Source organism: Enterobacter sp. fkY84-1 (assembly GCF_052974705.1).
Genome location: NZ_CP169393.1, coordinates 345,757 through 371,828, shown reverse-complemented (window position 1 = coordinate 371,828; position 26,072 = coordinate 345,757). Strand labels below are relative to the sequence as shown.

Genomic DNA, 26,072 nt, shown 5'->3' with positions numbered 1-26,072 from the left:
AATGTGTCGCTTCACCTTATCCGAAATGGCAGAGCGTAGCAATTTGCTGCAATAAAATATTCGATATATTTATCGTCATTTCTTCCCACCGTGTTAATGGACATAAGCTTCGCGTAACTGACTGACAGAACGTGTCACTCCCGATACGCTTTTTGGCTTTTTTAATTCACAATATCACCGACAACGGTGTGGATTTGCGCTATACTTGCCGCCTTTTTCGGCACCCTGCCGTCATTTAGCTGGCACTTTCCAGCGCGTTTACACTTTTGAGGATACCGATATGTCTCTCCCACACTGCCCAAAATGCAATTCTGAATACACCTATGAAGATAATGGCATGTTCATCTGCCCGGAATGCGCTCATGAATGGAATGATGCCGAGCCGGCTCAGGATGCTGATGCGCTCATCGTAAAAGATGCGAACGGCAACCTGCTGGCGGACGGTGACAGCGTTACCGTCGTTAAGGACCTGAAGGTGAAAGGCAGTTCTTCCATGCTGAAGATCGGCACCAAAGTGAAGAATATCCGTCTGGTTGAAGGCGATCATAATATCGACTGCAAAATTGACGGCTTCGGTCCAATGAAACTGAAATCTGAGTTCGTGAAAAAGAACTGATTTTTCACCTGTACGCCCGGTAAGCGAAGCGCCACCGGGCGATTTTGCCGGATGCGCTACGCTTATCTGGCCTACAAAAAAAGAACTAAACTTAACGGGCTTTTCTTACGTGAGGTAAAGATTATGCCGTTAAGTCCCTACATCTCTTTCGCCGGCAACTGCGCTGAGGCCACCGCCTTTTACCAGCAAGCCGTCGGCGCAGAACTTCTCTATAAAATTACCTTCGGCGAAATGCCAAAAAGCGATAACAGCGAAGAAGGCTGTCCGTCCGGTATGCAGTTTCCGGATTCGGCTATCGCCCACTCCAACGTCCGCATTGCGGGCAGCGATATCATGATGAGCGACGGGATGCCGCCCGGCAGCAACGCGCAGTACGCGGGCTTTACGCTGGTTCTCGACACCCAGGACGTCAATGAAGGCAAGCGCTGGTTCGACAACCTTGCCGATGGCGGGAATATCGACATGGCGTGGCAGGAGACCTTCTGGGCGCACGGTTTCGGTAAAGTCACCGACAAATACGGCGTGCCGTGGATGATTAACGTCGTCAAGCAACAAACGTCGTAGGCAGGACACGCGCAGCGCAGCCGGCAACAGCGACCGGTGGCGCTGCGCTGACCGGGCCTACGATGATTGTCATCAAACTCCGCTCAACTCTTCAAACTCCCGCAACCTGCACTTAACCCAAATGTCACATTGATGCGCCAGCATGAGGCCACATTTATCGTGAGGCCCAGCACATGCAAACTGTCATCCGCGTCGAGAAACTGAGCAAGACCTTCAATCATAACAAGGCTCTGCATGCCGTTGATCTGACCGTCCGGCAGGGCGACATGGTGGCGCTTCTCGGGCCTTCTGGCTCGGGTAAATCCACCCTTCTGCGCCATTTGAGCGGGCTTATCACCGGCGATAAAACGCCGGAAAGCCACGTCGAGCTGCTGGGCAATACCGTACAGCGCGCCGGGCGTCTGGCGAGCGATATCCGCAAGAGCCGCGCCCAGACGGGCTACATCTTCCAGCAGTTCAACCTGGTAAACCGCCTGACGGTGCTGGAGAACGTGCTGATTGGCGCGCTCGGCAGCACCCCGTTCTGGCGCACCTGTCTGCGCTGGTTCACCCCTTCCCAGAAGCAGGAAGCTTTACAGGCGCTGACCCGCGTCGGCATGGCGCATTTCGCCCACCAGCGCGTCTCCACCCTGTCCGGTGGACAACAGCAGCGCGTGGCGATTGCGCGCGCGCTGATGCAAAAAGCGCAAATCATTCTTGCTGACGAACCCATCGCCTCGCTGGACCCGGAGTCCGCCCGCATCGTGATGGAGACCCTGCGCGACATTAACCAGAACGACGGCATTACCGTGGTGGTCACGCTGCATCAGGTGGATTACGCCCTGCGCTACTGCGAACGCATCGTCGCCCTGCGTCAGGGGCACGTGTTCTTTGATGGCGCGAGCCATCAGTTTGATAACGAACGTTTTGACCATCTCTACCGCAGCATTAACCGCGTCGAAGAGAACGCGCAGGCTGCTTAAATAAACCCGATCCGAGGAAAGTACATGAGCTACAAAGCCGTTGCCGCGCTGGCCTTTACCAGCATGTTCAGCCTCAGCACCCTGTTAAGCCCGGCGTATGCGGAAGAGCAGGAAAAAGCGCTGAACTTCGGCATTATTTCGACGGAATCACAGCAGAACCTGAAACCTCAGTGGGAACCGTTCCTGAAAGATATGGAAACCAAGCTGGGGATCAAAGTGAACGCCTTCTTCGCCCCGGACTACGCGGGCATCATCCAGGGGATGCGCTTTAATAAAGTGGACATCGCCTGGTACGGCAACCTCTCCGCCATGGAAGCGGTGGACCGCGCGAACGGCCAGGTCTTTGCCCAGACCGTCGCGGCAGATGGCTCCCCGGGCTACTGGAGCGTGCTGATCGTCAACAAAGACAGCCCGATCAACAACCTCAACGACATGCTCGCCAAACGCAAAGAGCTGACCTTCGGCAACGGCGATCCGAACTCCACCTCGGGTTACCTGGTCCCTGGCTACTACGTCTTCGCCAAAAACAACGCCTCCGCCAGCGACTTCAAGCGCACGGTAAACGCCAGCCATGAAACCAACGCTCTGGCCGTGGCCAACAAGCAGGTGGACGTTGCCACCAACAACACCGAGAACCTCGACAAGCTGAAGACCTCCGCACCGGACAAGCTGAAAGAGCTGAAGGTTATCTGGAAATCCCCGCTGATCCCCGGCGACCCGATTGTGTGGCGTAAAAACCTGTCCGAAAGCACCAAGGACAAGGTGTACGACTTCTTTATGACCTATGGCAAAACGCCGGAAGAGAAAGCGGTCCTCGAACGTCTGGGCTGGGCACCGTTCCGCCCGTCAAGCGACCTGCAGCTGGTCCCGATTCGCCAGCTGGCGCTGTTTAAAGAGATGCAGGGCGTGAAGGACAACAAAGGCCTGAAGGACGAGGAGAAGACCAGCAAAGTGGCCGCGATTCAGGCCCAGCTTGAAGACCTCGACCGCCTGACCGCCGCGCTCGGCGCGATGACCAGCGTGAATAAAGCGGTGCAGTAACGCTTTTCGCCCGGTGGCGCTGCGCTTACCGGGCCTACATTTTGGATCGTAGGCCGGATAAGCGTAGCGCCATCCGGCACACAAAGACCTGCGGAGTTACACATGCAAACCATCACCCTCCCGCCGCCGAAGCGCAGCTGGTTCTCGCTCATAAGCTGGGCCATCCTGCTGGCGGTGCTGGTTATCTCCTGGAAGGGCGCGGAAATGGACCCGCTGCTGCTCTTCAAAGACGCGGGCAATATGGCGACCTTCGCCGCCGACTTCTTCCCGCCGGACTTCAGCCAGTGGCAGGACTACCTCAGTGAAATGGCGGTCACCCTGCAAATCGCCGTCTGGGGCACCGCGCTGGCCGTTATTCTCTCCATTCCGTTTGGCCTGATGAGCGCTGAAAACATCGTGCCGTGGTGGATATACCAGCCCATGCGCCGCCTGATGGACGCCTGTCGGGCGATCAACGAAATGGTCTTTGCGATGCTGTTCGTGGTCGCCGTCGGCCTCGGTCCGTTCGCGGGCGTCATGGCGCTGTTCATTCACACCACCGGCGTGCTCTCCAAGCTGCTTTCCGAGGCGGTCGAAGCCATCGAGCCCGGTCCGGTGGAAGGCATTCGCGCCACCGGCGCCAATAAAATCGAAGAGATCCTTTACGGCGTCCTGCCGCAGGTGATGCCGCTCCTGATCTCCTACTCCCTGTACCGCTTTGAGTCCAACGTCCGCTCCGCCACCGTCGTCGGCATGGTCGGCGCAGGCGGGATTGGCGTCACCCTGTGGGAAGCGATTCGCGGTTTCCAGTTCCAGCAAACCTGCGCCCTGATGGTGCTCATCATCGTCACCGTCAGCCTGCTGGATTTCCTCTCTCAACGTTTGCGTAAGCACTTCATCTGAGAAGCGAGGCTTTGTTTTCTATGCACTTATCCAGACATCCGACCAGTTACCCCACCCGCTGGCAAGAGATCGCGGCAAAGCTCGAAGTGGAGCTGCGCACGCACTACCGCTGCGGAGACTACCTTCCTGCCGAGCAGCAGCTTGCTGACCGCTATGAGGTGAACCGACACACCCTGCGCCGCGCCATTGACCAGCTGGTCGAGCGCGGCTGGGTCCAGCGCCGTCAGGGCGTGGGCGTGCTGGTGCTGATGCGCCCGTTCGACTACCCGCTTAACGCCCAGGCGCGCTTTAGCCAGAACCTGCTGGATCAGGGCAGCCACCCGACCAGCGAAAAGCTGCTCTCGGTATTACGCCCGGCCTCCAGCCACGTGGCGGACGCGCTGGGTATTCAGGAGGGCGACAACGTCATCCACCTGCGCACGCTGCGCCGGGTCAACGGCGTCGCGGTGTGCCAGATCGATCACTACTTCGCGGATCTCACCCTCTGGCCGGTGCTGCAGAATTTCTCCAGCGGTTCGCTGCATGATTTTCTCCAGAATGCGACAGGCATTGCGCTGAAACGCACCCAGACGCGCATCAGCGCCCGCCGCGCGCAGGCGAAAGAGAGCAAGGTGCTGGAGATCCCCAATATGGCCCCGCTGCTCTGCGTGCGCACCCTCAACCACCGTGACGGCGAGATCGACGCGACGGAATACTCCGTCAGCCTGACCCGCGCCGACATGATCGAATTCACCATGGAGCACTGAATGCACTTCGACACCGCCACCCGACAGCGCTGGATGCGCGTGCTGGCCCACAGCCAGCCTGCTGCGCTCTCTGCCCGCATGAACGCCCTTAGCCTGGCTCCCGGGTACGACCTCCTCCGCGCGCCGGAGATCGGCCTCGTTCAGATCCAGGCGCGCATGGGCGGCACCGGCGAGCGCTTCTTCGCCGGGGATGCCACCCTCACCCGCGCAGCGATCCGCCTGCACAGCGGCACGCTGGGCTACGGCTACGTGCTGGGGCGTGATAAAGCGCACGCCGAGCGCTGCGCGGTCATCGACGCGCTTTTACAGGAACAACCGCATTTCCAGACGCTGATGGAAACCCTTATTTCCCCGCTGGAGGCCGACCGCGCCGCACGCCTTGCCGCGCGTCAGGCCGAAGTAAATACCAGCCGGGTCGACTTCTTTACGCTCGTTCGCGGAGACAACGCATGACGCTTCAACCTGCTTTTACCCTGGCCGTCCAGGATGCCCAACACAGTTTCCGTCGCCTGCTGAAGGCCATGAGCGAGCCGGGCGTGATTGTCTCGCTGCACCAGCTCTCTCAGGGCTGGCTGCCGCTGAACCTGGCGACAACCAGCGTGCTGCTGACGCTTGCCGATAACGATACCCCGGTATGGCTTTCGGGCGCGCTGTCGAACGATATCGCCAACCAGAACCTGCGTTTTCACACCGGCGCCCCGCTTGTTGAACAGCCGCAGCAGGCAATCTTTGCCGTGGCCGACGAACAAATCAGCCATGAACAGCTGAATGCCCTGAGCGAAGGCACCGCCGTCGCCCCGGAAACCAGCGCCACGCTGATTTTGCAGGTCGCCAGCCTGAGCGGCGGCCGCATGCTGCGCCTGACGGGCGCAGGCATCGCCGACGAACGCATGGTCGCGCCGCAGCTGCCGGAGTGCATCATTCACGAGCTGACCGAGCGCCCGCACCCGTTCCCGCTGGGCATTGACCTGATCCTGACCTGCGGCGAGCGCCTGCTGGCCATCCCGCGGACCACCCACGTGGAGGTGTGCTGATGTACGTTGCCGTCAAAGGGGGCGAGAAGGCCATCGCCGCCGCCCATGCGCTGCAGGCGCACAGACGACGGGGTGATGAACAGCTCCCTGAGCTGAGCGTCGCCCAGATTGAACAGCAGCTTAATCTTGCCGTCGATCGGGTGATGACCGAGGGCGGTATCGCCGACCGCGAGCTGGCGGCGCTGGCCCTCAAGCAGGCCAGCGGCGATAACGTGGAAGCCATCTTCCTGCTGCGCGCCTACCGCACCACGCTGGCGAAGCTGGCGGTCAGCGAACCCATCAACACGGCGGAGATGCGCCTGGAGCGTCGCATTTCTGCCGTTTATAAAGACATTCCCGGCGGCCAGCGGCTCGGCCCTACCTATGACTACACCCATCGCCTGCTGGATTTTACCCTGCTGGCGAACGGCGAGGCGCCACGACTCAGTACCTCTGACGCCGAACAGGAACCGTCTCCGCACGTCTTCAGCCTGCTGGCGAAACAGGGCCTGGCGAAGGCGGAAGAGGACTCCGGCGCGCAGCCGGATGACATCACCCGCACGCCGCCGGTTTACCCGTGCTCGCGTTCGTCCCGCCTGCAGCAGCTGATGCGCGGCGACGAAGGCTATCTGCTGGCGCTGGCCTACTCCACCCAGCGTGGCTACGGGCGCAACCACCCGTTTGCCGCCGAAATTCGCAGCGGCTATATCGACGTCGAAATCGTGCCGGAAGAGCTGGGTTTTGCCGTAAACGTCGGCGAACTGCTGATGACCGAGTGTGAAATGGTGAACGGTTTTGTCGCGCCCGAAAATGAAGACCCGCACTTTACCCGCGGCTACGGGCTGGTGTTTGGCCTCGGCGAACGCAAGGCGATGGCCATGGCGCTGGTCGACCGCGCCCTGCAGGCACCGGACTACGGCGAGCACGTTGCTGGCCCGGCGCAGGACGAAGAGTTTGTGCTGGCCCACGCAGATAACGTCGAGGCCGCGGGCTTCGTCTCGCACCTCAAGCTGCCGCACTACGTCGATTTCCAGGCCGAACTGGAACTGCTGAAACGCCTGCAACGGGAGCGCAAACATGGCTAACTTAAGCGGCTACAACTTTGCCTATCTGGATGAGCAAACCAAACGCATGATCCGGCGCGCCATCTTAAAAGCGGTGGCGATTCCTGGCTATCAGGTGCCGTTCGGCGGTCGAGAAATGCCGATGCCCTACGGCTGGGGGACGGGCGGCATCCAGATTACCGCCAGCGTGATCGGCGAGGCGGACGTGCTGAAGGTCATCGACCAGGGCGCGGACGACACCACCAACGCCGTATCGATCCGCACCTTCTTTCAGCGGGTAACGGGCGTCACGACCACCGAAAAAACCGAAGACGCGACGCTGATCCAGACCCGCCACCGCATTCCGGAAACCCCTCTGGCTGAAGATCAGATTCTGATTTTCCAGGTGCCGATCCCGGAGCCGCTGCGCTTTATCGAGCCGCGCGAAACCGAAACCCGCACCATGCACGCGCTGGAAGAGTACGGCGTGATGCAGGTGAAGCTGTATGAGGATATCGCCCGCTTCGGCCATATCGCCACCACCTACGCCTACCCGGTGAAGGTGAACGGCCGCTACGTGATGGACCCGTCGCCGATCCCGAAATTCGATAACCCGAAGATGGACATGATGCCCGCCCTGCAGCTGTTCGGTGCCGGACGTGAAAAACGCATCTACGCCGTCCCGCCCTACACGCGTGTCGAAAGCCTGGATTTCGACGATCACCCGTTTACGGTGCAGGAGTGGGACGAGCCGTGCGCCATCTGCGGATCCAAACACAGCTATCTGGATGAAGTGGTGCTGGACGACACGGGCAAACGGATGTTTGTCTGCTCCGACACCGATTTCTGCCGCCAACAGAGCGAGGCGAACGGCCAATGAAACCGCTGCTTTCGGTAAATCACCTGACCCACCTGTATGCGCCGGGCAAAGGCTTCAGCGACGTGTCGTTCGAGCTGTGGCCGGGCGAAGTGCTGGGGATCGTCGGCGAGTCCGGCTCCGGCAAAACCACTCTGCTGAAATCCATCTCCGCGCGCCTGACGCCGCAGAACGGCGACATTTTGTATGAGGGCGCCTCGCTCTACGGCATGAGCGAGGCCGAGCGCCGCCGCCTGCTGCGCACCGAGTGGGGCGTGGTGCACCAGCACCCGATGGACGGCCTGCGCCGTCAGGTCTCTGCCGGAGGCAATATCGGCGAACGCCTGATGGCAACCGGCGCGCGCCACTACGGCAACATCCGCGCCACGGCACAGCACTGGCTGGAAGAAGTGGAAATCCCCGCCTCGCGTATCGACGACCTGCCGACAACCTTCTCCGGCGGCATGCAGCAGCGCCTGCAAATTGCCCGCAACCTGGTCACCCATCCGAAGCTGGTGTTTATGGATGAACCGACCGGCGGGCTGGACGTCTCGGTGCAGGCCCGCCTGCTCGACCTGCTGCGCGGTCTGGTGGTGGAGCTGAACCTGGCGGTGGTGATTGTCACCCACGATTTGGGCGTCGCGCGCCTGCTGGCGGACCGCCTGCTGGTGATGAAGCAGGGTCAGGTGGTGGAAAGTGGGTTAACCGACCGCGTGCTCGACGATCCCCATCATCCGTACACCCAGCTGCTGGTGTCCTCGGTATTACAGAATTAAGAGGCCAACATGATCCACGTTGAAAATGTCAGTAAAACCTTTGTGCTCCACCAGCAAAACGGTGTCCGCCTGCCGGTACTGCAAAATGCCTCATTAGAGGTCAGCAACGGCGAATGCGTGGTGCTGCATGGCCATTCCGGCAGCGGAAAATCCACCCTGCTGCGCTCCCTGTACGCCAATTATCTGCCGGACGAAGGCCATATCCATATCCGCCATAACAATGAATGGGTTGATCTGGTCCAGGCTCCCGCGCGCAAAGTGCTGGAGGTACGCCGCTCGACGATCGGCTGGGTGAGCCAGTTTCTGCGGGTGATCCCGCGGATCTCCGCCCTGGACGTGGTGATGCAGCCCCTGCTGGATCTTGGCGTGCCGCGCGAACCCTGTGCCGCCAAAGCCGCCAGCCTGCTGACGCGCCTCAACGTGCCGGAGCGCCTGTGGCACCTTGCCCCGTCGACCTTTTCCGGCGGCGAGCAGCAGCGCGTCAATATCGCCCGCGGCTTTATCGTCGACTACCCGATTTTACTTCTGGATGAACCTACCGCCTCGCTCGACGTTAAAAACAGCGCGGCCGTGGTGGCGCTGATCGAACAGGCCAAAGCGCGCGGCGCGGCGATCGTCGGGATCTTCCACGACGAGAGTGTTCGCACCCGCGTCGCGGACAGGCTGCACCCAATGGGGACTCCCGCATGATTATCAATAACGTCAAGCTGATACTGGATAATGAAGTGGTTGACGGCTCGATTGAGATCCAGGACGGAACAATCCGCGCGTTTGCTGAAACCCAGAGCCGCTCGCCCGAGGCGATGGACGGCGACGGCGGCTGGCTGCTGCCGGGGCTGATTGAGCTGCATACCGATAATCTGGACAAGTTCTTCACCCCGCGCCCGAAGGTGGACTGGCCCGCGCATTCGGCGATGAGCAGCCACGACGCGCTGATGGTCGCCAGCGGCATCACCACCGTACTGGACGCGGTGGCTATTGGCGACGTGCGCGACGGCGGCGACCGTCTGGAGAACCTGGAGAAGATGATCAACGCCGTCGAGGAGACGCAAAAGCGCGGCCTCAACCGCGCCGAGCACCGCCTGCACCTGCGCTGCGAGCTACCGCACCACACTACCCTGCCGCTGTTTGAAAAGCTGGTCGGCCGCGAGCCGGTGTCGCTGGTCTCCCTGATGGACCACTCGCCGGGGCAGCGTCAGTTCGCCAACATTGAAAAGTATCGCGAATACTATCAGGGCAAATATTCTCTCAGCGACGCGGAGATGGCCCGTTATGAAGAAGAGCAGCTGGCGCTTGCGGCACGGTGGTCGCAGCCTAACCGTGTCCGAATTGCGGCGATGTGCCGGGACCGCAATATCGCGCTGGCCAGCCATGACGATGCCACGCACGATCACGTCCTTGAATCCCACCAGCTTGGCAGCGTGATCGCCGAATTCCCCACCACGTTCGAGGCGGCTGAAGCCTCCCGCAAGCACGGCATGAACGTCCTGATGGGCGCACCGAACATCGTGCGCGGCGGGTCGCACTCCGGCAACGTGGCGGCAAGCAAGCTCGCCTCGCTCGGCCTGCTGGATATCCTCTCCTCTGACTATTACCCCGCCAGCCTGCTCGACGCGGCGTTCCGGGTGGCCGACGACGAGGGCAACCGCTTTACGCTGCCGCAGGCGATTCGCCTGGTGACGAAAAACCCGGCCTCGGCGCTTAACTTGCAGGATCGCGGCGAGATAGCCGAAGGCAAGCGGGCGGATCTGGTGCTGGCCCACCGCAGGGGCGAGCACATCCATATTGACCACGTCTGGCGTCAGGGAAAAAGGGTGTTCTGATGGGAAGACTTATCTGGTTAATGGGGCCGTCCGGCTCCGGTAAGGACAGCCTGCTGTCCGCCTTACGGCAGCAGGAGCATCCGCAACTGCTGGTGGCGCACCGGTACATTACCCGGTCGGCGAATGCGGGGAGTGAAAACCATATCGCCCTGAGCGAGCAGGAGTTTTTCATTCGTGCCGGGCAAAACCTGCTGGCGCTGAGCTGGCACGCCAACGGCTATTACTATGGGATCGGCATCGAGACCGATCTGTGGCTGCATGCGGGGTTCGACGTGCTGGTCAACGGCTCGCGGGCGCATCTTTCGCAAGCGCGCGCCCGCTATGGGGCGGCCCTGCTGCCGGTCTGCCTGCAGGTTTCACCGGACGTCCTGCGCAGCCGGTTGCAGAGCCGGGGTCGTGAATCCGCCCGTGAGATCGATCAGCGGCTTGCGCGTGCGGCGCGCTACACCCCGTCCGACTGCCATATCCTTAATAACGACGGAAGTTTGCTACAGTCAGTCGAGACCTTTTTATCGCTTATCCGTCAGAAGGAAAAACAGCATGCCTGACTGCACGCTTCGCCCCGCCACCGCCGACGATGCGCAAATCGTCTATGCGTTAATCTGCGAATTAAAGCAGGCCGAATTTGATCACCAGGCGTTTCACGCGGGCTATCTTGCCAATCTGCAGGATCACAACATGCGCTACCAGCTTGCCGAACTGGACGGCCAGGTCATCGGCATGATCGGCCTGCACATGCAGTTTCACCTCCACCACGCACGCTGGATCGGCGAGATCCAGGAGCTGGTGGTGATGCCGCAGGCGCGCGGGTTAAAGGTGGGCAGCCAGCTGCTGGCCTGGGCGGAAGGGGTGGCACGAGAGGCCGGTGCGGAGCTGACCGAACTCTCCACCAGCGTGAAGCGCGTGGACGCCCACCGTTTTTACGTCCGTGAAGGATATACGCAGAGCCATTTCCGATTCACCAAACCGCTGTAGAGGTGCGTTATGAGTCTGACAATCACGTTAACAGGAACCGGAAGCGCGCAACTCGTGCCGGTCTTTGGCTGCGACTGCGCGGCGTGCCGCCGGGCGCGCCTGCAGGAGACCTATCGCCGTCGCCCCTGTAGCGCGGTGGTCAAATTCAACGATGCGGTGACCCTGCTGGATGCCGGTATTCCACATCTGATGGACGACTGGCCCGCGGGCAGCTTTCAGCAGTTTTTGCTGACCCATTACCATATGGATCACGTTCAGGGACTCTTCCCCCTCCGCTGGGGCGTTGGCGCGACGATCCCCGTCTACGGTCCGCCGGATGACGTGGGCTGTGACGACCTGTTTAAACATCCGGGGATTCTGGATTTCAGCCACACGGTCGACCCCTTTGTCATGTTTGAGCTTCAGGGTATGCGGGTTACGCCCCTGCCGCTCAACCATTCGAAACTGACCTTCGGGTATCTGCTGGAATCGGCCCACAGCCGCGTGGCCTGGCTGTCCGACACCGCCGGGCTGCCGGAAAAAACGGTGAAGTTCCTGCTTAACAATCAGCCGCAGACAATGATTATCGACTGCAGCCACGAACCGCGCGACGAGACGCCGCGAAACCATTGCGACTTAAATACCGTGATGGCGTTAAACGAAGTGATTGGCTGCCCGCAGGTGATCCTGACGCACATCAGCCATCAGTTTGACGTGTGGATGATGGATAACCCGCTGCCGTCCGGCATTGAAGCGGGGTATGACGGGATGGTGCTGGTTCTCGACTGAGTTTTGCCGGGTGGCGGCTGCGCCTTACCCGGCCTACGCGCCAGGGTTTTGCAGGCCTGCGTCAGCGAAGCGCCACCAGGCTTTAGCCTCGATCGTAATCGTCTTCTAACCTGCGCTCATCCTCTTCCAGACGGCGTCTGTCGTCATCCAGCTGGCGCTGACGCTCGTCTAAACGGCGGCGTCTGTCTTCAAGCTGCCGACGGCGATCGTCATACTGACGGCTATCCATGCGACGGTTATCGTCATAACGATCGTCATCATCGTTGCTGCGGCTGCTGCTGGGGTTATAGGCGTCGTTGATTGCCTGTTGAATATTGCCAATAGCATCATCAACGATATCGGCATGCGCCAGTTGGCTGGTGAGTGACAGCAGACCAAATAACAGAGCGGAAGAGTAACGTTTCATAAGGCCAGACTCGCAGGTAAACTGGCCTTAAGGTAATGAACAGCAGGGTGTGGGGGTAGCGGAGGAATCTCAAATTCAGTTATGTCCTGGGACTTTCATCAGTTGATTCGCACGCTGTTTATTTTCTGCGACCAGGACGATGCCGTAGCATTTTTGATCCGGCGAATGGCTCCAGATACGATCTTCGGGGATACACCCTCCGTCATAGATAACCTTGCTACCATCATACGGCCAAAATGCGCCCTGCTCGGTATCAAGAACAAATACAGCGATTTGGTCAGACTCGCGGGCAATTTTCTGCCAGAGCATCTTCCCACCCTCATATTGTTCAAAGTCGCTGACAAGTGTCACGCCACACTGTAATACCAGGGCTTCATACAGGCGAGTTGCCAGTCCCTTGTCACGCTCGGCGGGATCAACACAGATACCTTCTACCTGAATGACATTGGCATCTTCCCAACAGCGCTCGACGGCAATGATATCTTCACCCAAATGCGTTTTACGTTGTAAATCCAGGGCAGCAACAACCCGATGCCGGGGCACCCCATCGAAGGTTTCGATATCCGCTTCAATAATCGCAGCTCTTGGCGTCTGGCTATCAAAAATAACATGTAGCACTCGCCCGGAAAGCTCAAACTCATCAACGAGTTTAAACGACCTGGCAATTGTGCTCGGGCTGTATGTTGTAGGCATCACGATCATTTGTGAGTCCCCCTTTGTGAGTACCGGCATAATTCCTTTTATATCCCAATCTGCTAAATTTTGCGCAGATTAACATCACCGGCGTCAACGTTGCTCTTGATGAAATCCTAAACAGGGGCATTTAAAAACATATTTTCCGCAGCGCCTGCGCCAGCTGCACCCGCGTAAACGGCTTGCGCAGTAGCTGAACGTCCGGCAGCTGAGGATTATGCGTGGGCCGTAAATCCTGTCCGCTGATCAGCAGCACCGGAAGCTGCGGATAGTAGCTGCGCACATGGCTAATCACCTCGGCCCCGCTCAGGCTTCCCGGCAACATCAGGTCGCTGATAAACATGCCAATATCCGGCGACGCCGCCAGCATGTTCAGCGCCTGCTCGCCGTTTTCCGCTTCGAGCGTCAGGTAGCCAAGCTGGTGCAGCTGCTCGCACAGGGTCTGACGGACATCGGCTTCATCTTCCAGCACCAGTACCAGCCGCTCGTTATCGACGGAGGCGGTGGCAGAGAGCGTTTCATCTTCAGGAACTACAGGTAGCGTCGATCGCGGAAGGTGAAGCCGGACGGTCGTCCCTTGCCCCGGTGCGCTCTCGATCTCCACGCGGCCGCCGGACTGGCGGACAAAGCCGTACACCATCGACAGGCCTAACCCGCTCCCGCTCCCGGTCTGTTTGGTGGTGAAGAACGGCTCAAAGACGCGGGATTTCACCTCCTGAGACATCCCGCAGCCGCGGTCAATGACCTCCAGCGCCACCATATCCTGCCTGCGCCCGTCGCTGCGGGTGACGCGCTGATTCCAGGTGCGGATTTTTATCACCCCGCTTTGCCCTTCCATTGCATCGCGCGCGTTCATCACCAGGTTTATGATGGCGTTTTCCAGCTGGCTAACGTCTATCCAGGCGGGCCATGCCGGGGATTGCGCTTCGATCTCCAGGGTCAGGGTGGCAGGGAGGGAGTGACGCAGCAGTTCCCGGAGGTTCTCCAGCAGCGGCTGCATCTCTACCGCATGCGGGGTCAGGGATTGCTTGCGGGAAAACGCCAGCAGGCGCTGGGTCAGCAAGGCGCCACGCTCGGCCGCCTTCAGCGCCCGGGTAATGCGCGGCGCGTCGTTTGATTCGGGGTCGGTCAGCTCAAGGCTGCCGATGATCACCGCCAGCAGGTTATTAAAATCATGCGCCAGCCCGCCCGTCAGCTGTCCGACGGCCTTCATTTTCTGGCTGTGCAGGAGCGCCTCTTCCAGCCCCTGACGCTCAATGCGGTCGATCTCCATCTGCGTGGTCTTCTCTTTCAGCAGACGCGTGGTGTGCTCAAGCGAGGCGGTGTTGCGGGCAAAAACGTTGAACGCGCGTGCCAGTTCACCCAGCTCATCGCGCCGCTGCAGCGCGGGAACGGAAACATCCTGTTCGCCGTGCGCAAGGCGTGACATCGCCCGGGAAATGGCCGTCAGGTTGGAGGCCAGATGGCGGTAGATATACCAGCAGGCACACCCGGTGATGATCAGCGCCAGCACGGCGAAAATGGTGATAAATACGCTGATGGATTGCAGTTCGTGATGGCTCTGGTCGGTGCGAAGCCGGGAGGCCTGCGCCACCTGCTCAACGTACTGATTAATATCGCTGTTGAGGATCGCCACCAGCGCCTTGATGTGGAACATGTACCAGCTTATCGCCAGATCGCTCTCTTCCAGCTGCTTCGACAGCGGGGCGAGCTGACCTAGCTCGGCATTAAAATCAGGCAGAACCGCCTTCACAACCGGCTGTGCGGCACTCCGGGACAGCGTTGCGGCCACCGCGTCCAGCTGCTGAACGGTTGCGCGCGGCGACGGGGTGTCGATGGCGGCGGCGATCAGCCGGTCCATCTCCATCAGCTGCTGCGCATCGGGTACGTTACTGTGATAACGGCGGTTGATATCCTGCAGATGGCGCAGGTAGCTCTGGCTTTGGTACAGCGAGCTCAGCAGCGCGTTACGCTCCAGATGGCGTCGCTGTCCGCGCTCCAGCATCTCCGTCACGCTCTGCTGTAGCTCATTGCTTCGTTGAATAATACGCGCCACCAGCGCTGGCTCCTGCTGCGCCAGCGGCGCCTCGGCAAGCTGCTCCAGCGAGTGGCGCAGGGCCATTTGCGTCTGCTTCAGGCGCTCGGCTTCACCTTTGTACTCGAGCGCCCCTACCACCTGCGAGAGCCGCACCGCCGCCGTTGCCACGCTGGCGGTGTCGCGGGCCAGGTTCATGCTGCCGGTCATGTCGTCCAGCGTTTGCTGCTGGACCTGCTCCTGGATTTGGCTGGCGTGGCGGAAGCCGAGCACCGCCACGCCGCTCACCATCAGCGTCACGGCGACCACCAGCAGATTGAAAATCAGCAGGCGGCCTCGGGCGCTGGCGAAGAACGGGGGGCGTGATGGCATGGGGTTGGGCTCCTGTGCGGTTTGGTGCCCTCACCCTGGCCCTCTCCCACAGGGAGAGGGAAAAGGAAAATGTGACGGCGATTAGCTATTCATAACTATGACAAATATGAACAGCTTCTGACATTTTGCATTTACGCACCTGTGATGAAGTGCAGAAATCGGCATTCACAGGAGATCCGCCATGAGCAGAACCCCGGTATTAGAGATGCGCAGCATTGCCAAAACGTTTGGCAGTTTCCACGCGCTCAAGGGTGTGGATTTGACGGTCTTTGCCGGTGAGATCCACGCGCTGATGGGTGAAAACGGCGCAGGCAAAAGCACGCTGATGAAAATCCTTGCGGGCGCCTATACCGCCACCGGCGGCGAGATCCTGATCGACGGCCAGCCGTTTCACATTAAAGGGCCGAAGGATGCGCTGGCCGCAGGCATCACGCTGATTTACCAGGAGATGCAGCTCGCGCCCAATCTGACCGTAGCCGAAAATATCTTCCTCGGCAGCGAGCTGTCGCGCGGCGGGCTGGTCCAGCGCAAGGAGATGGCCGCCCAGGCGCAGGCGGTGATTGACCGCCTCGGCGCGCAGTTTAGCGCCACCGATCTGGTGATGAAGCTCACCATCGCCGAACAGCAGCAGGTGGAAATTGCTCGCGCGCTGCACCGCAACAGCCGCATTCTGGTGATGGATGAACCCACCGCCGCCCTCTCCTCCCGCGAAACCCATCGCCTGTTTGAACTGATTTTGCGCCTGCGCGATGAAGGGATGGCGATCATCTATATCAGCCACCGCATGGCGGAGGTCTATGAACTCTCTGACCGCGTCAGCGTTCTGCGCGACGGGCAGTACGTCGGGAGCCTGACGCGCGACAAGCTGAACGCGTCGGAACTGGTAAAGATGATGGTGGGCCGCCCGCTAAGCGACCTGTTCAACAAGGAGCGTGATATTCCCCTCGGCAGCCCGCGTCTCAACGTCCACCACCTCACCGACGGTAAAAAAGTACAGCCGTGCAGCCTGCAGGTGCGTTCCGGCGAAATCGTCGGGCTGGCAGGACTGGTGGGGGCCGGACGTTCCGAGCTGGCACAGCTTATCTTCGGCGTGCGTAAAGCCACGGGCGGCATGATTGAGGTCGACGGCGAGCCGGTGGTGATCCACTCCCCGCGCGCGGCCATCGAAAACGGCATCGGTTTTCTCACCGAGAACCGCAAGGAGCAGGGGCTGTTTCTGGAGCTGGCGGCGCAGGAGAACATCACTATGGCGACGCTGGAGCGCGACGCCACCTTCGGCTGGCTGAACCGCAAAAAAGCCCAGTCCATTTCCGATGACGCCATTGCCCTGCTCAATATCCGCGTGCCCCATTCGCAGGTGCGCGCAGGCGGTCTTTCCGGCGGCAACCAGCAAAAACTGCTCATCTCCCGCTGGGTCGCCATCGGCCCGCGCATTCTGATTCTGGACGAACCCACGCGCGGCGTGGACGTCGGCGCAAAAAGCGAGATCTACCGCATCATGAACCAGATGGCGCGCAAAGGCGTGGCGATCCTGATGATCTCCAGCGAGCTGCCGGAAGTGGTGGGCATGAGCGACCGGGTTTACGTGATGCGGGAAGGCAGCATCGCGGGCGAGCTTCACGGGCGTGACATCTCTCAGGAAAACATTATGACGCTGGCAACCGGCGTGAACGACACTCATCATCAGGCGGTGCAATCATGACAACTCCAACCCAACCGCAGCAGGTGGCGAAATCCGCCTCCGCCAAAAAAATGCTGATGAGCGATCTGATGCAAACGGTCGGTATTTTGCCGATTCTGATCCTGATTGTGGCGGTTTTTGGCTTTATTGCGCCCAACTTCTTCACTGAGAGCAACCTGCTCAACATCACCCGTCAGGCGTCGATCAACATCGTGCTGGCGGCGGGAATGACCTTTATTATCCTCACCGGCGGGATTGACCTCTCGGTGGGGTCGATTCTCGGCACCACGGCGGTGGCGGCGATGGTGGTGTCGCTCATTCCCGAATTCGCCGGGCTGTCCATTCCGGCCGCGCTGATGCTCGGCATGGTGCTGGGCCTGTTCAACGGCGCACTGGTGGCCTTTGCCGGGCTGCCCCCCTTCATCGTCACGCTCGGCACCTATACGGCGCTGCGCGGCGCGGCCTATCTGCTGGCCGACGGCACGACGGTCATTAACTCCAACATCAACTTCGAGTGGATCGGCAATAACTACCTCGGCCCGATCCCCTGGCTGGTGGCGATCGCCCTGGCGGTCATTGTGGTGTGCTGGTTCATCCTGCGCCGCACCACGCTCGGCGTTCACATCTACGCCGTGGGCGGCAACATGCAGGCGGCGCGCTTAACGGGCATTAAGGTCTGGCTGGTGCTGCTGTTTGTCTACGGCATGAGCGGCCTGCTCTCCGGCCTCGGCGGCGTCATGAGTGCCTCACGCCTGTACAGTGCCAACGGCAACCTCGGCACGGGTTACGAGCTGGATGCAATTGCGGCGGTGATCCTCGGCGGCACCAGCTTCGTCGGCGGGATCGGCACGATCACCGGCACGCTGGTCGGTGCCTTGATCATCGCCACCCTCAACAACGGCATGACGCTGATGGGCGTCTCCTACTTCTGGCAGCTGGTGATCAAAGGGGCGGTGATCATCATTGCGGTGCTGATCGACAAATACCGTACCCGACACCATCAAAGTGCATAACAACAATACCCTACGAGTGAGGAAGACAAGATGCGTTTGAAACCCTTAGTGACCGCGCTCTGTGCTGGCGCGCTGCTTGCCGCAACGCCGTTTGCGCAGGCGAAAGATCTGAAGTCCATTGGCGTGACGGTGGGCGACCTGGCTAACCCGTTCTTCGTGCAGATCACCAAAGGTGCCGAGCTGGAAGCGCGCAAGCTGGCGGGGGATAACGTCAAGGTGACGCTGGTCTCCAGCGGGTACGATCTGGGCCAGCAGGTTTCGCAGATCGATAACTTCATCGCCGCGAAGGTGGACATGATCATCCTCAACGCCGCGGACTCCAAAGGGATCGGCCCGGCGGTGAAGCGCGCGAAGGACGCCGGGATCGTGGTCGTGGCGGTTGACGTGGCGGCGGAAGGGGCTGATGCCACCATCACCTCCGATAACACCCAGGCGGGTGAGATGGCCTGTAAGTACATTACCGACCGCCTGAAAGGGAAAGGCAACGTGGTGATCATCAACGGACCGCCGGTCTCTGCGGTACAAAACCGCGTGGAAGGGTGCCAGACGGAGTTCAAAAAACATCCTGATATCAAGGTGCTCTCGGATAACCAGAACGCCAAGGGCAGTCGTGAAGGCGGTCTGGAAGTCATGACCTCCCTGCTGGCGGCCAATCCGAAGATCGACGGCGTGTTTGCGATTAACGATCCGACCGCGATCGGCGCCGATCTGGCCGCGAAACAGGCGCAGCGCAATGAGTTCTTTATCGTTGGCGTGGATGGATCGCCGGACGGTGAGGAAGCGCTGAAGCGCGAAAATTCCCTGTTTGTCGCAACCCCGGCGCAGGATCCGCAGGTCATGGCGGCAAAGGCGGTGGAGATCGGCTATGACATTCTCCAGGGCAAACCCGCGCCGAAAGCGCCCGTGCTGATCCCGGTGACGATGATCGATAAAAAGAACGTCGGCACGTATAAGGGGTGGACGGTTAAATGATCCTTTTCCCTCTCCCGCAGGGAGAGGGTACTGTTTTCAAGGAGTCCCCATGAAACGCTCCGACATCAATGAAATCCTCGGCCACACGCGGCAGTTTTTCTCCATGCACGACGTTCATCTCCCGCCTTTTGCCAGCTTTCCGCCAACGAAATGGCAGCAGCTTGACCAGGCCGCATGGCAGGAAGTGTTCAACCTCAAGCTCGGCTGGGACGTGACGGCGTTCGGCGGCAACAACTTTGCCGCTGAGGGCCTGACGCTGTTTACCCTGCGCAACGGCTCGCCCAACGGCGTGCCTTATGAAAAAAGCTATGCCGAAAAAATCATGCACGTGCGCGACGGCCAGGTGACGCCGATGCATTTTCACTGGCGCAAGCGCGAAGACATCATCAACCGGGGCGGCGGGAATCTGATCATTGAGTTATGGAATGCCGGAGCGCATGAAGAGACGGAAAACACCGACGTGACCGTCACCGTCGACGGCTGCCGCCAGACCCACGCCCCCGGCAGCCAGCTGCGCCTCACGCCAGGGGAAAGCATCTGCCTGACGCCCACTCTTTACCACAGTTTCTGGGGCGAACGCGGCTTCGGCGACGTGCTGGTGGGGGAAGTCTCCTCGGTTAATGACGATGAACACGACAACCACTTTTTGCAGCCCGTTGCCCGCTATAACAACATCGAAGAAGACGAACCGGCGCTGCTGGTGCTGTGCAACGAGTACAACCTGTTCCGGATATAAGGGGTGAATGATGCCATTGATTTCTCTTGCCGACGGTCTTGCGCACGCCAGACAACACCGCTATGCGCTGGGCGCGTTTAACGTGCTCGACTCCCACTTCCTGCGCGCGCTGTTCGCCGCCGCAAAGCAGGAACGCTCGCCGTTTATCATCAACATCGCGGAAGTGCATTTTAAGTACGTATCGCTGGATTCCCTTGTCGAAGCGGTGAAGTTCGAGGCCGCCCGTCACGCTATTCCCGTGGTGCTCAACCTCGACCACGGCCTGCATTATGACGCCGTCGTGCGCGCCCTGCGCTTAGGGTTCAGCTCCGTGATGTTCGATGGCTCTACGCTGAGCTATGAGGAAAATGTTCGCCAGACGCGAGAAGTGGTGAAAATGTGCCATGCGGTGGGCGTCTCCGTGGAGGCAGAGCTGGGCGCGGTCGGGGGGGATGAAGGGGGCGCGCTTTACGGACATGCGGATGAAGCCTTCTTCACCGATCCGCAGCTGGCGCGCGAATTTGTTGATTCAACCGGCATCGACGCGCTGGCCGTCGCCATCGGCAACGCACACGGCAAGTATAAAGGCGAGCCGAAGCTCGATTTCCCGCGTCTGGACGCCATTCGTCAGCAGACGGGGCTGCCGCTGGTTTTACACGGCGGCTCCGGGATTAGCGATGCCGACTTCCGCCGCGCCATCGAGCTGGGCATTCATAAAATCAATTTCTATACCGGCATGTCGCAGGCCGCGCTCGCCGCCGTGGAGCAGCGCATGGCGAACCGCCAGCCGCTGTACGACGAGTTTGCCGAACTGCTGCTCGGCATTGAAGAAGCGATTACCGATACGGTCGCCGAACAGATGCGCATCTTCGGCAGCGCGGGGCAGGCATGATGGAACGCAAAGGCATCATCGCCGCAGGCAATATGCTGGTGGACCACGTCCACCAGATCGTGCAGTGGCCGGAGCGCGGCTGGCTGGCGGAAATCACCCACAGCGAACGCTCAACCGGCGGCGCGCCGCTCAACGTCCTGCTGACGCTGGCAAAAATGCACGTTGGCCTGCCGCTGCAGGCGGTGGGGCTGATTGGCGAAGACGGCGACGGGGACTACATTCTGGCGATGCTCGACCAGTACCACGTCAACCGCCAGCGCGTACAGCGCACCACCTTTGCGCCAACCTCCATGTCGCAGGTGATGACCGACCCCAGCGGACAGCGCACCTTTTTCCACTCGCCGGGGGCCAACCGCCTGCTGGATCTTCCCGCCTTCGATCGCTTAGACGGATCGATGAAGATCTTCCATCTCGGCTATCTCCTGCTGCTCGACAGCCTGGATATGCCCGATGACGAATTTGGCACCCGCAGCGCGCGGCTGCTGGCGCAGATGCGTGACCAGGGGTATGAAACCTCGCTCGATCTGGTTTCCCGTAAGGGCGACCCGCGCTATCAGCCGCTGGTGCTCCCTGCCCTTCGCCATCTCGACTATCTGGTGATTAACGAGCTGGAGGCCGGTGAGTTTAGCGGCCTGACAATGCGTGACGAAAACGACGCCCCGCACATTGCCCATATCGCGGACGCCGCGGCGCAGCTGCTGGCGGCCGGCGTACGCCAGCGGGTGGTGATCCACTGTCCGGAAGGCGCATGGGGAGAAGCTCGCGGTGAAGCGGGTCGCTGGATCCCGTCATGGATGCTGGAGCAGGAAGAGATTATCGGCAGCGTCGGCGCGGGCGATGCCTTTTGCGCGGGCTTTTTATACGGCTGCCATGAATCGCTCCCGCTGACAGAGAGTATTTATCTGGCGCACGCCTGCGCGCGGGCAAGCCTGCTGGCCGCCAATGCGATTGACGGCGCAAAAACGCTGGCCGAGCTGCAGGCGTTTATTCGCGAGAGCATTTAATTTAACAATAATTGCGATTTTTCATTACAGTTCTATGAATTTTATATTCCCGAACTACACTCTCTCCATCTGGCATATTCGGCGTGGGCAGCACTCTGTCCGCACGCTTTTCCGAAATGAGATAGAAAGAGGACAAGGGAAAAATGTTCGCAGTCATCATCATCGGTATTTTCATTATCAGCGTTATTTATGCGCATTCCCGCGGCAAAGAAAAACAGACGCTTTCCCGTCAGCTCTTCGACCATTCGACGTTTATGGCGCCCATCAATATGTTTATGACGGCGTTTTCTTCCCTGCCCGCCAGGCAGCCTTTCTTTGAAACAGAGCGCTTCCCGGAATTAAATAAGCTGACGGAAAACTGGCTGGTTATTCGCGAAGAGGCGCTGCGTTTGCAGCATCATATTAAGGCAGCGGAAAATAATAACGACGCCGGCTTTAACACCTTTTTTAAACGCGGCTGGAAACGTTTTTATCTGAAGTGGTATGCCGATGCCCATCCCTCCGCGCAGTCTTTATGCCCGGTGACGACCCGGCTGGTGAGTGAAATCCCTTCGGTGAAGGCGGCCATGTTTGCCGAGCTGCCGGCGGGTGCAAAGCTTGGCAAGCACCGGGATCCGTATGCGGGCTCGGTTCGTTACCATCTGGGCTTATTCACCCCGAATGACGATCGCTGCTTTATTGAAGTCGACGGGCAGCGCCACAGCTGGCGGGATGGTGAAGCCGTTATTTTTGATGAGACCTACGTCCACTGGGCAGAAAATAAATCGGATCAAACGCGCATTATTCTCTTCTGCGATATCGAGCGTCCGATGAAATGGCGCTGGGCGCAGGCGGTTAACCATTGGGTGGGAACCACGCTGATGTCTGCGGCCAGGTCACCGAATGACGAGAATGACAGCACCGGCGGCATTAACCGCATTTTTAAATACGTTCATGCGGGCCGCGAACGGGGGCAGCGTCTGAAAAAAAGGAACCGTAAGGCCTATTACGCCCTCAAGTATTTGTGCATCATCGCGATTTTTGCCGCCATCATTGTTCCGGCGATAACGTAAGCCTTATGCCGCCTGTTCGGGCCGGCTCACGTCAGTGGCAAACACGTAACCCAGCCCGCGGATGGTTTTGATGAGCGCAGGCTGATGCGGGTTAGCCTCTATTTTCCGGCGCAGGCGCATGATCAGCACGTCAATCGTGCGGTCGAACACGTCGGCACTTTCGCTGTGGGTCAGCTCAAGCAGCCGATCGCGGCTCAGCACCCGGCGGGCATTTTGCGTGAGCGCCAGCAGCAGGCCGTACTCGCCCTGGGTTAAGGGCACGGTATTACGCTGCGGATCAATCAGCTCACAGCGGGTGGTATCAAGCGTCCATCCGTTAAACGCAATGCCCGCGACGGGCGCTGCGGAGGCTTCTGCCGCCAGCGCGCCCGTTCGGCGCAACACCGCTTTCACCCGGGCGACCACCACGCGCGGGTTGAACGGTTTGCCAATATAATCGTCGGCCCCCATCTCCAGCCCCACCACCACGTCTGACTCACTGCCCAGGCCGGTTAACATCACAACCGGTAGCGCCGGACGCTGCTTTTGCAGCTGCAGCAGAACCTGCAGGCCGTTGATATCCGGCAGCATCATATCCAGCAGCACAAGCGCGATATTCGGCTCCTGCTGCACCTGGCGCAGCGCATCCTGGCCGTTATGGCAGACAAGCACGCTAAAGACGTGCTCGCTCAGCACGTCCTGAAGCAGTTCGCAGACTGCCGTATCGTCATCAACCACCAGAATCGCCGGTTTCATCGTATGCTTCCGTCAGGGGATTATGTTAAGTCTGAACTATTCTGCCGTTGGCTCCAGTCAAAAGGTTTTTTCAGTGACGGAAATTCAACCCATGTCACATCCGCCGCCCTGTCGACACGTCAATTTTGACGATTGACTGCTTTTTGTCAGGGTTTTCACCCCGGATGGGCCGTAAAGTCAGGGGATACCCATACAAAAAACATGGCATAGAAGCTGCATAGTGGGTGCGAACGATTCGATTAACTGGAGCAGACTGATGAAAAAAGTCGTCACGGTTTGCCCTTATTGTGCCTCAGGTTGCAAGATCCACCTGGTGGTCGATAACGGCAAAATCGTCCGGGCGGAGGCCGCGCAGGGGAAAACCAACCAGGGCACGCTGTGCCTGAAAGGGTACTACGGCTGGGATTTTATTAACGATACCCAAATTCTTACCCCGCGCCTGAAAACCCCTATGATCCGCCGCGAGCGCGGCGGCAAGCTGGAAGCCGTCTCCTGGAACGAGGCGCTGGATTATGTCGCCACGCGCCTGAGTGCCATTAAGGCCAAGTATGGCCCGGATGCGATTCAGACCACCGGCTCTTCCCGCGGGACGGGAAATGAAACCAACTATGTGATGCAAAAATTCGCGCGCGCCGTTATTGGTACCAATAACGTCGACTGCTGCGCTCGCGTCTGACACGGCCCATCGGTTGCAGGTCTGCACCAGTCGGTCGGTAACGGCGCAATGAGTAATGCCATCAACGAGATAGATAATACCGATCTCGTCTTCATCTTTGGTTATAACCCGGCGGATTCTCACCCTATCGTCGCGAACCACGTTATTCGCGCTAAACAGAATGGGGCGAAAATCATCGTCTGCGATCCGCGCAAAATTGAAACCGCGCGCATTGCGGATATGCACATTGCATTGAAAAACGGCTCAAACATCGCGCTGTTGAACGCAATGGGGCACGTCATTATTGAGGAGAACCTGTACGACCAGGCGTTTGTCGCGACCCGTACAGAAGGCTTTGAAGAGTATAAGAAAATAGTCGAGGGCTATACGCCTGAATCCGTCGAAGCGATAACCGGCGTCAGCGCGCAGGCGATTCGTCAAGCGGCCAGAATGTATGCCGGGGCAAAAACCGCCGCCATTCTCTGGGGCATGGGCGTGACCCAGTTCTACCAGGGCGTGGAAACCGTGCGCTCGCTCACCAGCCTCGCGATGCTGACCGGTAATCTGGGTAAAGCGCACGTTGGCGTGAACCCGGTGCGTGGTCAGAATAACGTGCAGGGCGCCTGCGATATGGGCGCGCTGCCGGATACTTATCCGGGCTACCAGTACGTGAAGTTCCCGGAAAACCGCGCCAAGTTCGCGAAGGCGTGGGGCGTGGAAAGCCTGCCGGAACACACCGGGTATCGCATCAGCGAGTTGCCGCACCGCGCGGCGCATGGCGAAGTGCGTGCGGCCTATATCATGGGTGAAGATCCGCTTCAGACCGACGCCGAGCTTTCTGCAGTGCGTAAAGGGTTTGAGGATCTGGAGCTGGTGATTGTCCAGGATATCTTCATGACCAAAACCGCGGCGGCGGCGGATGTCATTTTACCGTCGACCTCCTGGGGCGAGCATGAAGGCGTCTACACGGCGGCCGACCGCGGCTTCCAGCGCTTCTTCAAGGCGGTCGAGCCGAAGTGGGATCTGAAAACGGACTGGCAGATCATCAGTGAAATCGCCACCCGCATGGGCTACCCGATGCACTACAACAACACCCAGGAGATCTGGGATGAGTTGCGCAGCCTGTGTCCGGACTTCTACGGCGCCACCTATGAAAAAATGGGCGAGCTGGGATACATCCAGTGGCCATGCCGGGACGAGTCAGAGGCCGATCAGGGGACGTCCTATCTCTTTAAGGAGAAATTCGACACCCCGAACGGGCTGGCGCAGTTCTTCACCTGCGACTGGGTCGCGCCGATCGATAAACTCACCGATGAGTATCCGATGGTGCTCTCCACCGTACGCGAAGTGGGCCATTACTCCTGTCGTTCGATGACCGGAAACTGCGCCGCGCTGGCCGCGCTGGCGGACGAGCCCGGCTACGCGCAGATCAACACCGCCGATGCGGAACGGCTCGGTATTGAGGATGAAGCGCTGGTGTGGGTGAACTCGCGCAAAGGGCGGATTATCACCCGTGCGCAGGTCAGCGATCGTCCAAACAAAGGGGCGGTCTATATGACCTACCAGTGGTGGATTGGTGCCTGCAACGAGCTGGTAACGGAGAACTTAAGCCCGATAACCAAAACGCCGGAGTATAAATACTGCGCCGTAAACGTTGAGCCGATTGCGGATCAGCACGCGGCGGAACAGTACGTGATCGACGAATATAACAAGCTGAAAGCCCGACTGCGCGAAAGCGCAATGGGTTGAAGCCGTTAATTTATCGTTGAATAAAGGGAGTGA

Annotated in this window: 28 protein-coding genes; 24 read left to right on the top strand and 4 right to left on the bottom strand. The window is 59.6% G+C overall.

From position 1 onward, the window contains the following. The first annotated feature begins 280 nt into the window (after window positions 1-280). The 16 genes from ACEPLT_RS01720 to phnP all read left to right on the top strand — a co-directional run bounded on the left by ACEPLT_RS01720 (window position 281) and on the right by phnP (window position 12,065). A complete protein-coding gene (locus ACEPLT_RS01720; protein ID WP_008500067.1) occupies window positions 281-616 on the top strand; it encodes a zinc ribbon domain-containing protein YjdM in 336 nt (111 codons plus the stop codon). Window positions 617-739: 123 nt separating this feature from the next. Then, window positions 740-1,180 carry a VOC family metalloprotein YjdN gene (gene yjdN / locus ACEPLT_RS01715; RefSeq protein WP_023345287.1) on the top strand — a complete coding sequence of 147 codons (441 nt, stop codon included), beginning with the start codon at window positions 740-742 and terminating at the stop codon, window positions 1,178-1,180. Between the two features lie 173 nt (window positions 1,181-1,353). Continuing rightward, on the top strand, window positions 1,354-2,142 hold the full coding sequence (phnC, locus tag ACEPLT_RS01710; protein ID WP_023618659.1) for a phosphonate ABC transporter ATP-binding protein: 789 nt from the start codon (window positions 1,354-1,356) through the stop codon (window positions 2,140-2,142). 24 nt (window positions 2,143-2,166) lie between these two features. Then, the gene (gene phnD / locus ACEPLT_RS01705; RefSeq protein WP_008500064.1) at window positions 2,167-3,183 is read left to right on the top strand and encodes a phosphonate ABC transporter substrate-binding protein; all 1,017 of its coding nucleotides are present in this window, start codon (window positions 2,167-2,169) and stop codon (window positions 3,181-3,183) included. 102 nt (window positions 3,184-3,285) lie between these two features. Continuing rightward, window positions 3,286-4,065 carry a phosphonate ABC transporter, permease protein PhnE gene (phnE, locus tag ACEPLT_RS01700; protein ID WP_021242916.1) on the top strand — a complete coding sequence of 260 codons (780 nt, stop codon included), beginning with the start codon at window positions 3,286-3,288 and terminating at the stop codon, window positions 4,063-4,065. A gap of 20 nt (window positions 4,066-4,085) precedes the next feature. After that, the gene (gene phnF, locus ACEPLT_RS01695) at window positions 4,086-4,811 is read left to right on the top strand and encodes a phosphonate metabolism transcriptional regulator PhnF (RefSeq protein WP_023326523.1); all 726 of its coding nucleotides are present in this window, start codon (window positions 4,086-4,088) and stop codon (window positions 4,809-4,811) included. Continuing rightward, window positions 4,812-5,264, top strand: a complete 453-nt coding sequence (gene phnG, locus ACEPLT_RS01690) for a phosphonate C-P lyase system protein PhnG (protein WP_021242917.1) — start codon at window positions 4,812-4,814, stop codon at window positions 5,262-5,264. It begins immediately after the preceding gene. After that, the gene (phnH, locus tag ACEPLT_RS01685; protein ID WP_008500060.1) at window positions 5,261-5,845 is read left to right on the top strand and encodes a phosphonate C-P lyase system protein PhnH; all 585 of its coding nucleotides are present in this window, start codon (window positions 5,261-5,263) and stop codon (window positions 5,843-5,845) included. Before phnG ends, phnH begins: the two co-directional genes overlap by 4 nt. Next, the gene (locus ACEPLT_RS01680) at window positions 5,845-6,909 is read left to right on the top strand and encodes a carbon-phosphorus lyase complex subunit PhnI (protein WP_021242918.1); all 1,065 of its coding nucleotides are present in this window, start codon (window positions 5,845-5,847) and stop codon (window positions 6,907-6,909) included. Before phnH ends, ACEPLT_RS01680 begins: the two co-directional genes overlap by 1 nt. Further along, complete coding sequence (locus ACEPLT_RS01675; RefSeq protein WP_032675794.1) at window positions 6,902-7,747, top strand: alpha-D-ribose 1-methylphosphonate 5-phosphate C-P-lyase PhnJ; 846 nt, start codon at window positions 6,902-6,904, stop codon at window positions 7,745-7,747. Before ACEPLT_RS01680 ends, ACEPLT_RS01675 begins: the two co-directional genes overlap by 8 nt. Beyond that, window positions 7,744-8,499 (top strand): phosphonate C-P lyase system protein PhnK, encoded by a 756-nt coding sequence (phnK, locus tag ACEPLT_RS01670; protein ID WP_008500057.1) that lies wholly within the window; start codon window positions 7,744-7,746, stop codon window positions 8,497-8,499. Before ACEPLT_RS01675 ends, phnK begins: the two co-directional genes overlap by 4 nt. A gap of 9 nt (window positions 8,500-8,508) precedes the next feature. Continuing rightward, window positions 8,509-9,189: a phosphonate C-P lyase system protein PhnL gene (gene phnL / locus ACEPLT_RS01665; RefSeq protein ID WP_032675792.1), complete on the top strand. Its 681-nt coding sequence runs from the start codon at window positions 8,509-8,511 to the stop codon at window positions 9,187-9,189. Next, window positions 9,186-10,322: an alpha-D-ribose 1-methylphosphonate 5-triphosphate diphosphatase gene (phnM, locus tag ACEPLT_RS01660; RefSeq protein ID WP_032675791.1), complete on the top strand. Its 1,137-nt coding sequence runs from the start codon at window positions 9,186-9,188 to the stop codon at window positions 10,320-10,322. The genes phnL and phnM overlap by 4 nt, the downstream gene beginning before the upstream one ends. Then, the gene (phnN, locus tag ACEPLT_RS01655; protein WP_115437274.1) at window positions 10,319-10,870 is read left to right on the top strand and encodes a ribose 1,5-bisphosphokinase; all 552 of its coding nucleotides are present in this window, start codon (window positions 10,319-10,321) and stop codon (window positions 10,868-10,870) included. Before phnM ends, phnN begins: the two co-directional genes overlap by 4 nt. Continuing rightward, window positions 10,863-11,297 (top strand): aminoalkylphosphonate N-acetyltransferase, encoded by a 435-nt coding sequence (gene phnO / locus ACEPLT_RS01650; protein WP_044597303.1) that lies wholly within the window; start codon window positions 10,863-10,865, stop codon window positions 11,295-11,297. The genes phnN and phnO overlap by 8 nt, the downstream gene beginning before the upstream one ends. Before the next feature lie 9 nt (window positions 11,298-11,306). Then, a complete protein-coding gene (gene phnP, locus ACEPLT_RS01645) occupies window positions 11,307-12,065 on the top strand; it encodes a phosphonate metabolism protein PhnP (RefSeq protein WP_232929275.1) in 759 nt (252 codons plus the stop codon). An 82-nt stretch (window positions 12,066-12,147) separates the two neighbouring features. Here phnP and yjdP read toward each other — a convergent pair whose 3' ends face one another. From yjdP to ACEPLT_RS01630, 3 genes are all read right to left on the bottom strand, one after another. Further along, on the bottom strand, window positions 12,148-12,471 hold the full coding sequence (gene yjdP / locus ACEPLT_RS01640; protein ID WP_032675787.1) for a DDRRRQL repeat protein YjdP: 324 nt from the start codon (window positions 12,469-12,471) through the stop codon (window positions 12,148-12,150). A 75-nt stretch (window positions 12,472-12,546) separates the two neighbouring features. Next, window positions 12,547-13,173, bottom strand: coding sequence for a GNAT family N-acetyltransferase (locus ACEPLT_RS01635; protein WP_032676070.1), 627 nt, complete (start codon window positions 13,171-13,173; stop codon window positions 12,547-12,549). Between the two features lie 121 nt (window positions 13,174-13,294). Then, entirely contained in the window at window positions 13,295-15,571 is a 2,277-nt protein-coding gene (locus ACEPLT_RS01630) for an ATP-binding protein (protein ID WP_032675786.1), read from the bottom strand. 181 nt (window positions 15,572-15,752) lie between these two features. On the opposite strand from ACEPLT_RS01630, the gene ACEPLT_RS01625 reads away from it, so the two are divergent. From ACEPLT_RS01625 to lpxO, 7 genes are all read left to right on the top strand, one after another. After that, window positions 15,753-17,273, top strand: a complete 1,521-nt coding sequence (locus tag ACEPLT_RS01625; RefSeq protein WP_021242933.1) for a sugar ABC transporter ATP-binding protein — start codon at window positions 15,753-15,755, stop codon at window positions 17,271-17,273. Further along, on the top strand, window positions 17,270-18,265 hold the full coding sequence (locus ACEPLT_RS01620; RefSeq protein WP_023293503.1) for an ABC transporter permease subunit: 996 nt from the start codon (window positions 17,270-17,272) through the stop codon (window positions 18,263-18,265). Before ACEPLT_RS01625 ends, ACEPLT_RS01620 begins: the two co-directional genes overlap by 4 nt. Before the next feature lie 30 nt (window positions 18,266-18,295). Then, window positions 18,296-19,237 carry an ABC transporter substrate-binding protein gene (locus ACEPLT_RS01615; RefSeq protein WP_008500045.1) on the top strand — a complete coding sequence of 314 codons (942 nt, stop codon included), beginning with the start codon at window positions 18,296-18,298 and terminating at the stop codon, window positions 19,235-19,237. A 49-nt stretch (window positions 19,238-19,286) separates the two neighbouring features. After that, complete coding sequence (locus ACEPLT_RS01610) at window positions 19,287-19,973, top strand: D-lyxose/D-mannose isomerase (RefSeq protein ID WP_032675785.1); 687 nt, start codon at window positions 19,287-19,289, stop codon at window positions 19,971-19,973. 10 nt (window positions 19,974-19,983) lie between these two features. Next, on the top strand, window positions 19,984-20,844 hold the full coding sequence (locus tag ACEPLT_RS01605) for a ketose 1,6-bisphosphate aldolase (RefSeq protein WP_025912336.1): 861 nt from the start codon (window positions 19,984-19,986) through the stop codon (window positions 20,842-20,844). Further along, window positions 20,844-21,848 carry a carbohydrate kinase family protein gene (locus tag ACEPLT_RS01600; protein WP_032655361.1) on the top strand — a complete coding sequence of 335 codons (1,005 nt, stop codon included), beginning with the start codon at window positions 20,844-20,846 and terminating at the stop codon, window positions 21,846-21,848. The genes ACEPLT_RS01605 and ACEPLT_RS01600 overlap by 1 nt, the downstream gene beginning before the upstream one ends. 143 nt (window positions 21,849-21,991) lie before the next feature. Next, on the top strand, window positions 21,992-22,900 hold the full coding sequence (gene lpxO / locus ACEPLT_RS01595) for a lipid A hydroxylase LpxO (RefSeq protein ID WP_021242939.1): 909 nt from the start codon (window positions 21,992-21,994) through the stop codon (window positions 22,898-22,900). A gap of 3 nt (window positions 22,901-22,903) precedes the next feature. Here the strand turns inward: lpxO and ACEPLT_RS01590 are convergent, their stop codons facing one another. Continuing rightward, complete coding sequence (locus ACEPLT_RS01590; protein ID WP_023293508.1) at window positions 22,904-23,635, bottom strand: response regulator; 732 nt, start codon at window positions 23,633-23,635, stop codon at window positions 22,904-22,906. Between the two features lie 256 nt (window positions 23,636-23,891). Between ACEPLT_RS01590 and fdhF the strand changes: the two genes are divergently transcribed. Further along, window positions 23,892-26,039: a formate dehydrogenase subunit alpha gene (gene fdhF / locus ACEPLT_RS01585; RefSeq protein WP_082087749.1), complete on the top strand. Its 2,148-nt coding sequence runs from the start codon at window positions 23,892-23,894 to the stop codon at window positions 26,037-26,039. Window positions 26,040-26,072: the final 33 nt, after the last annotated feature.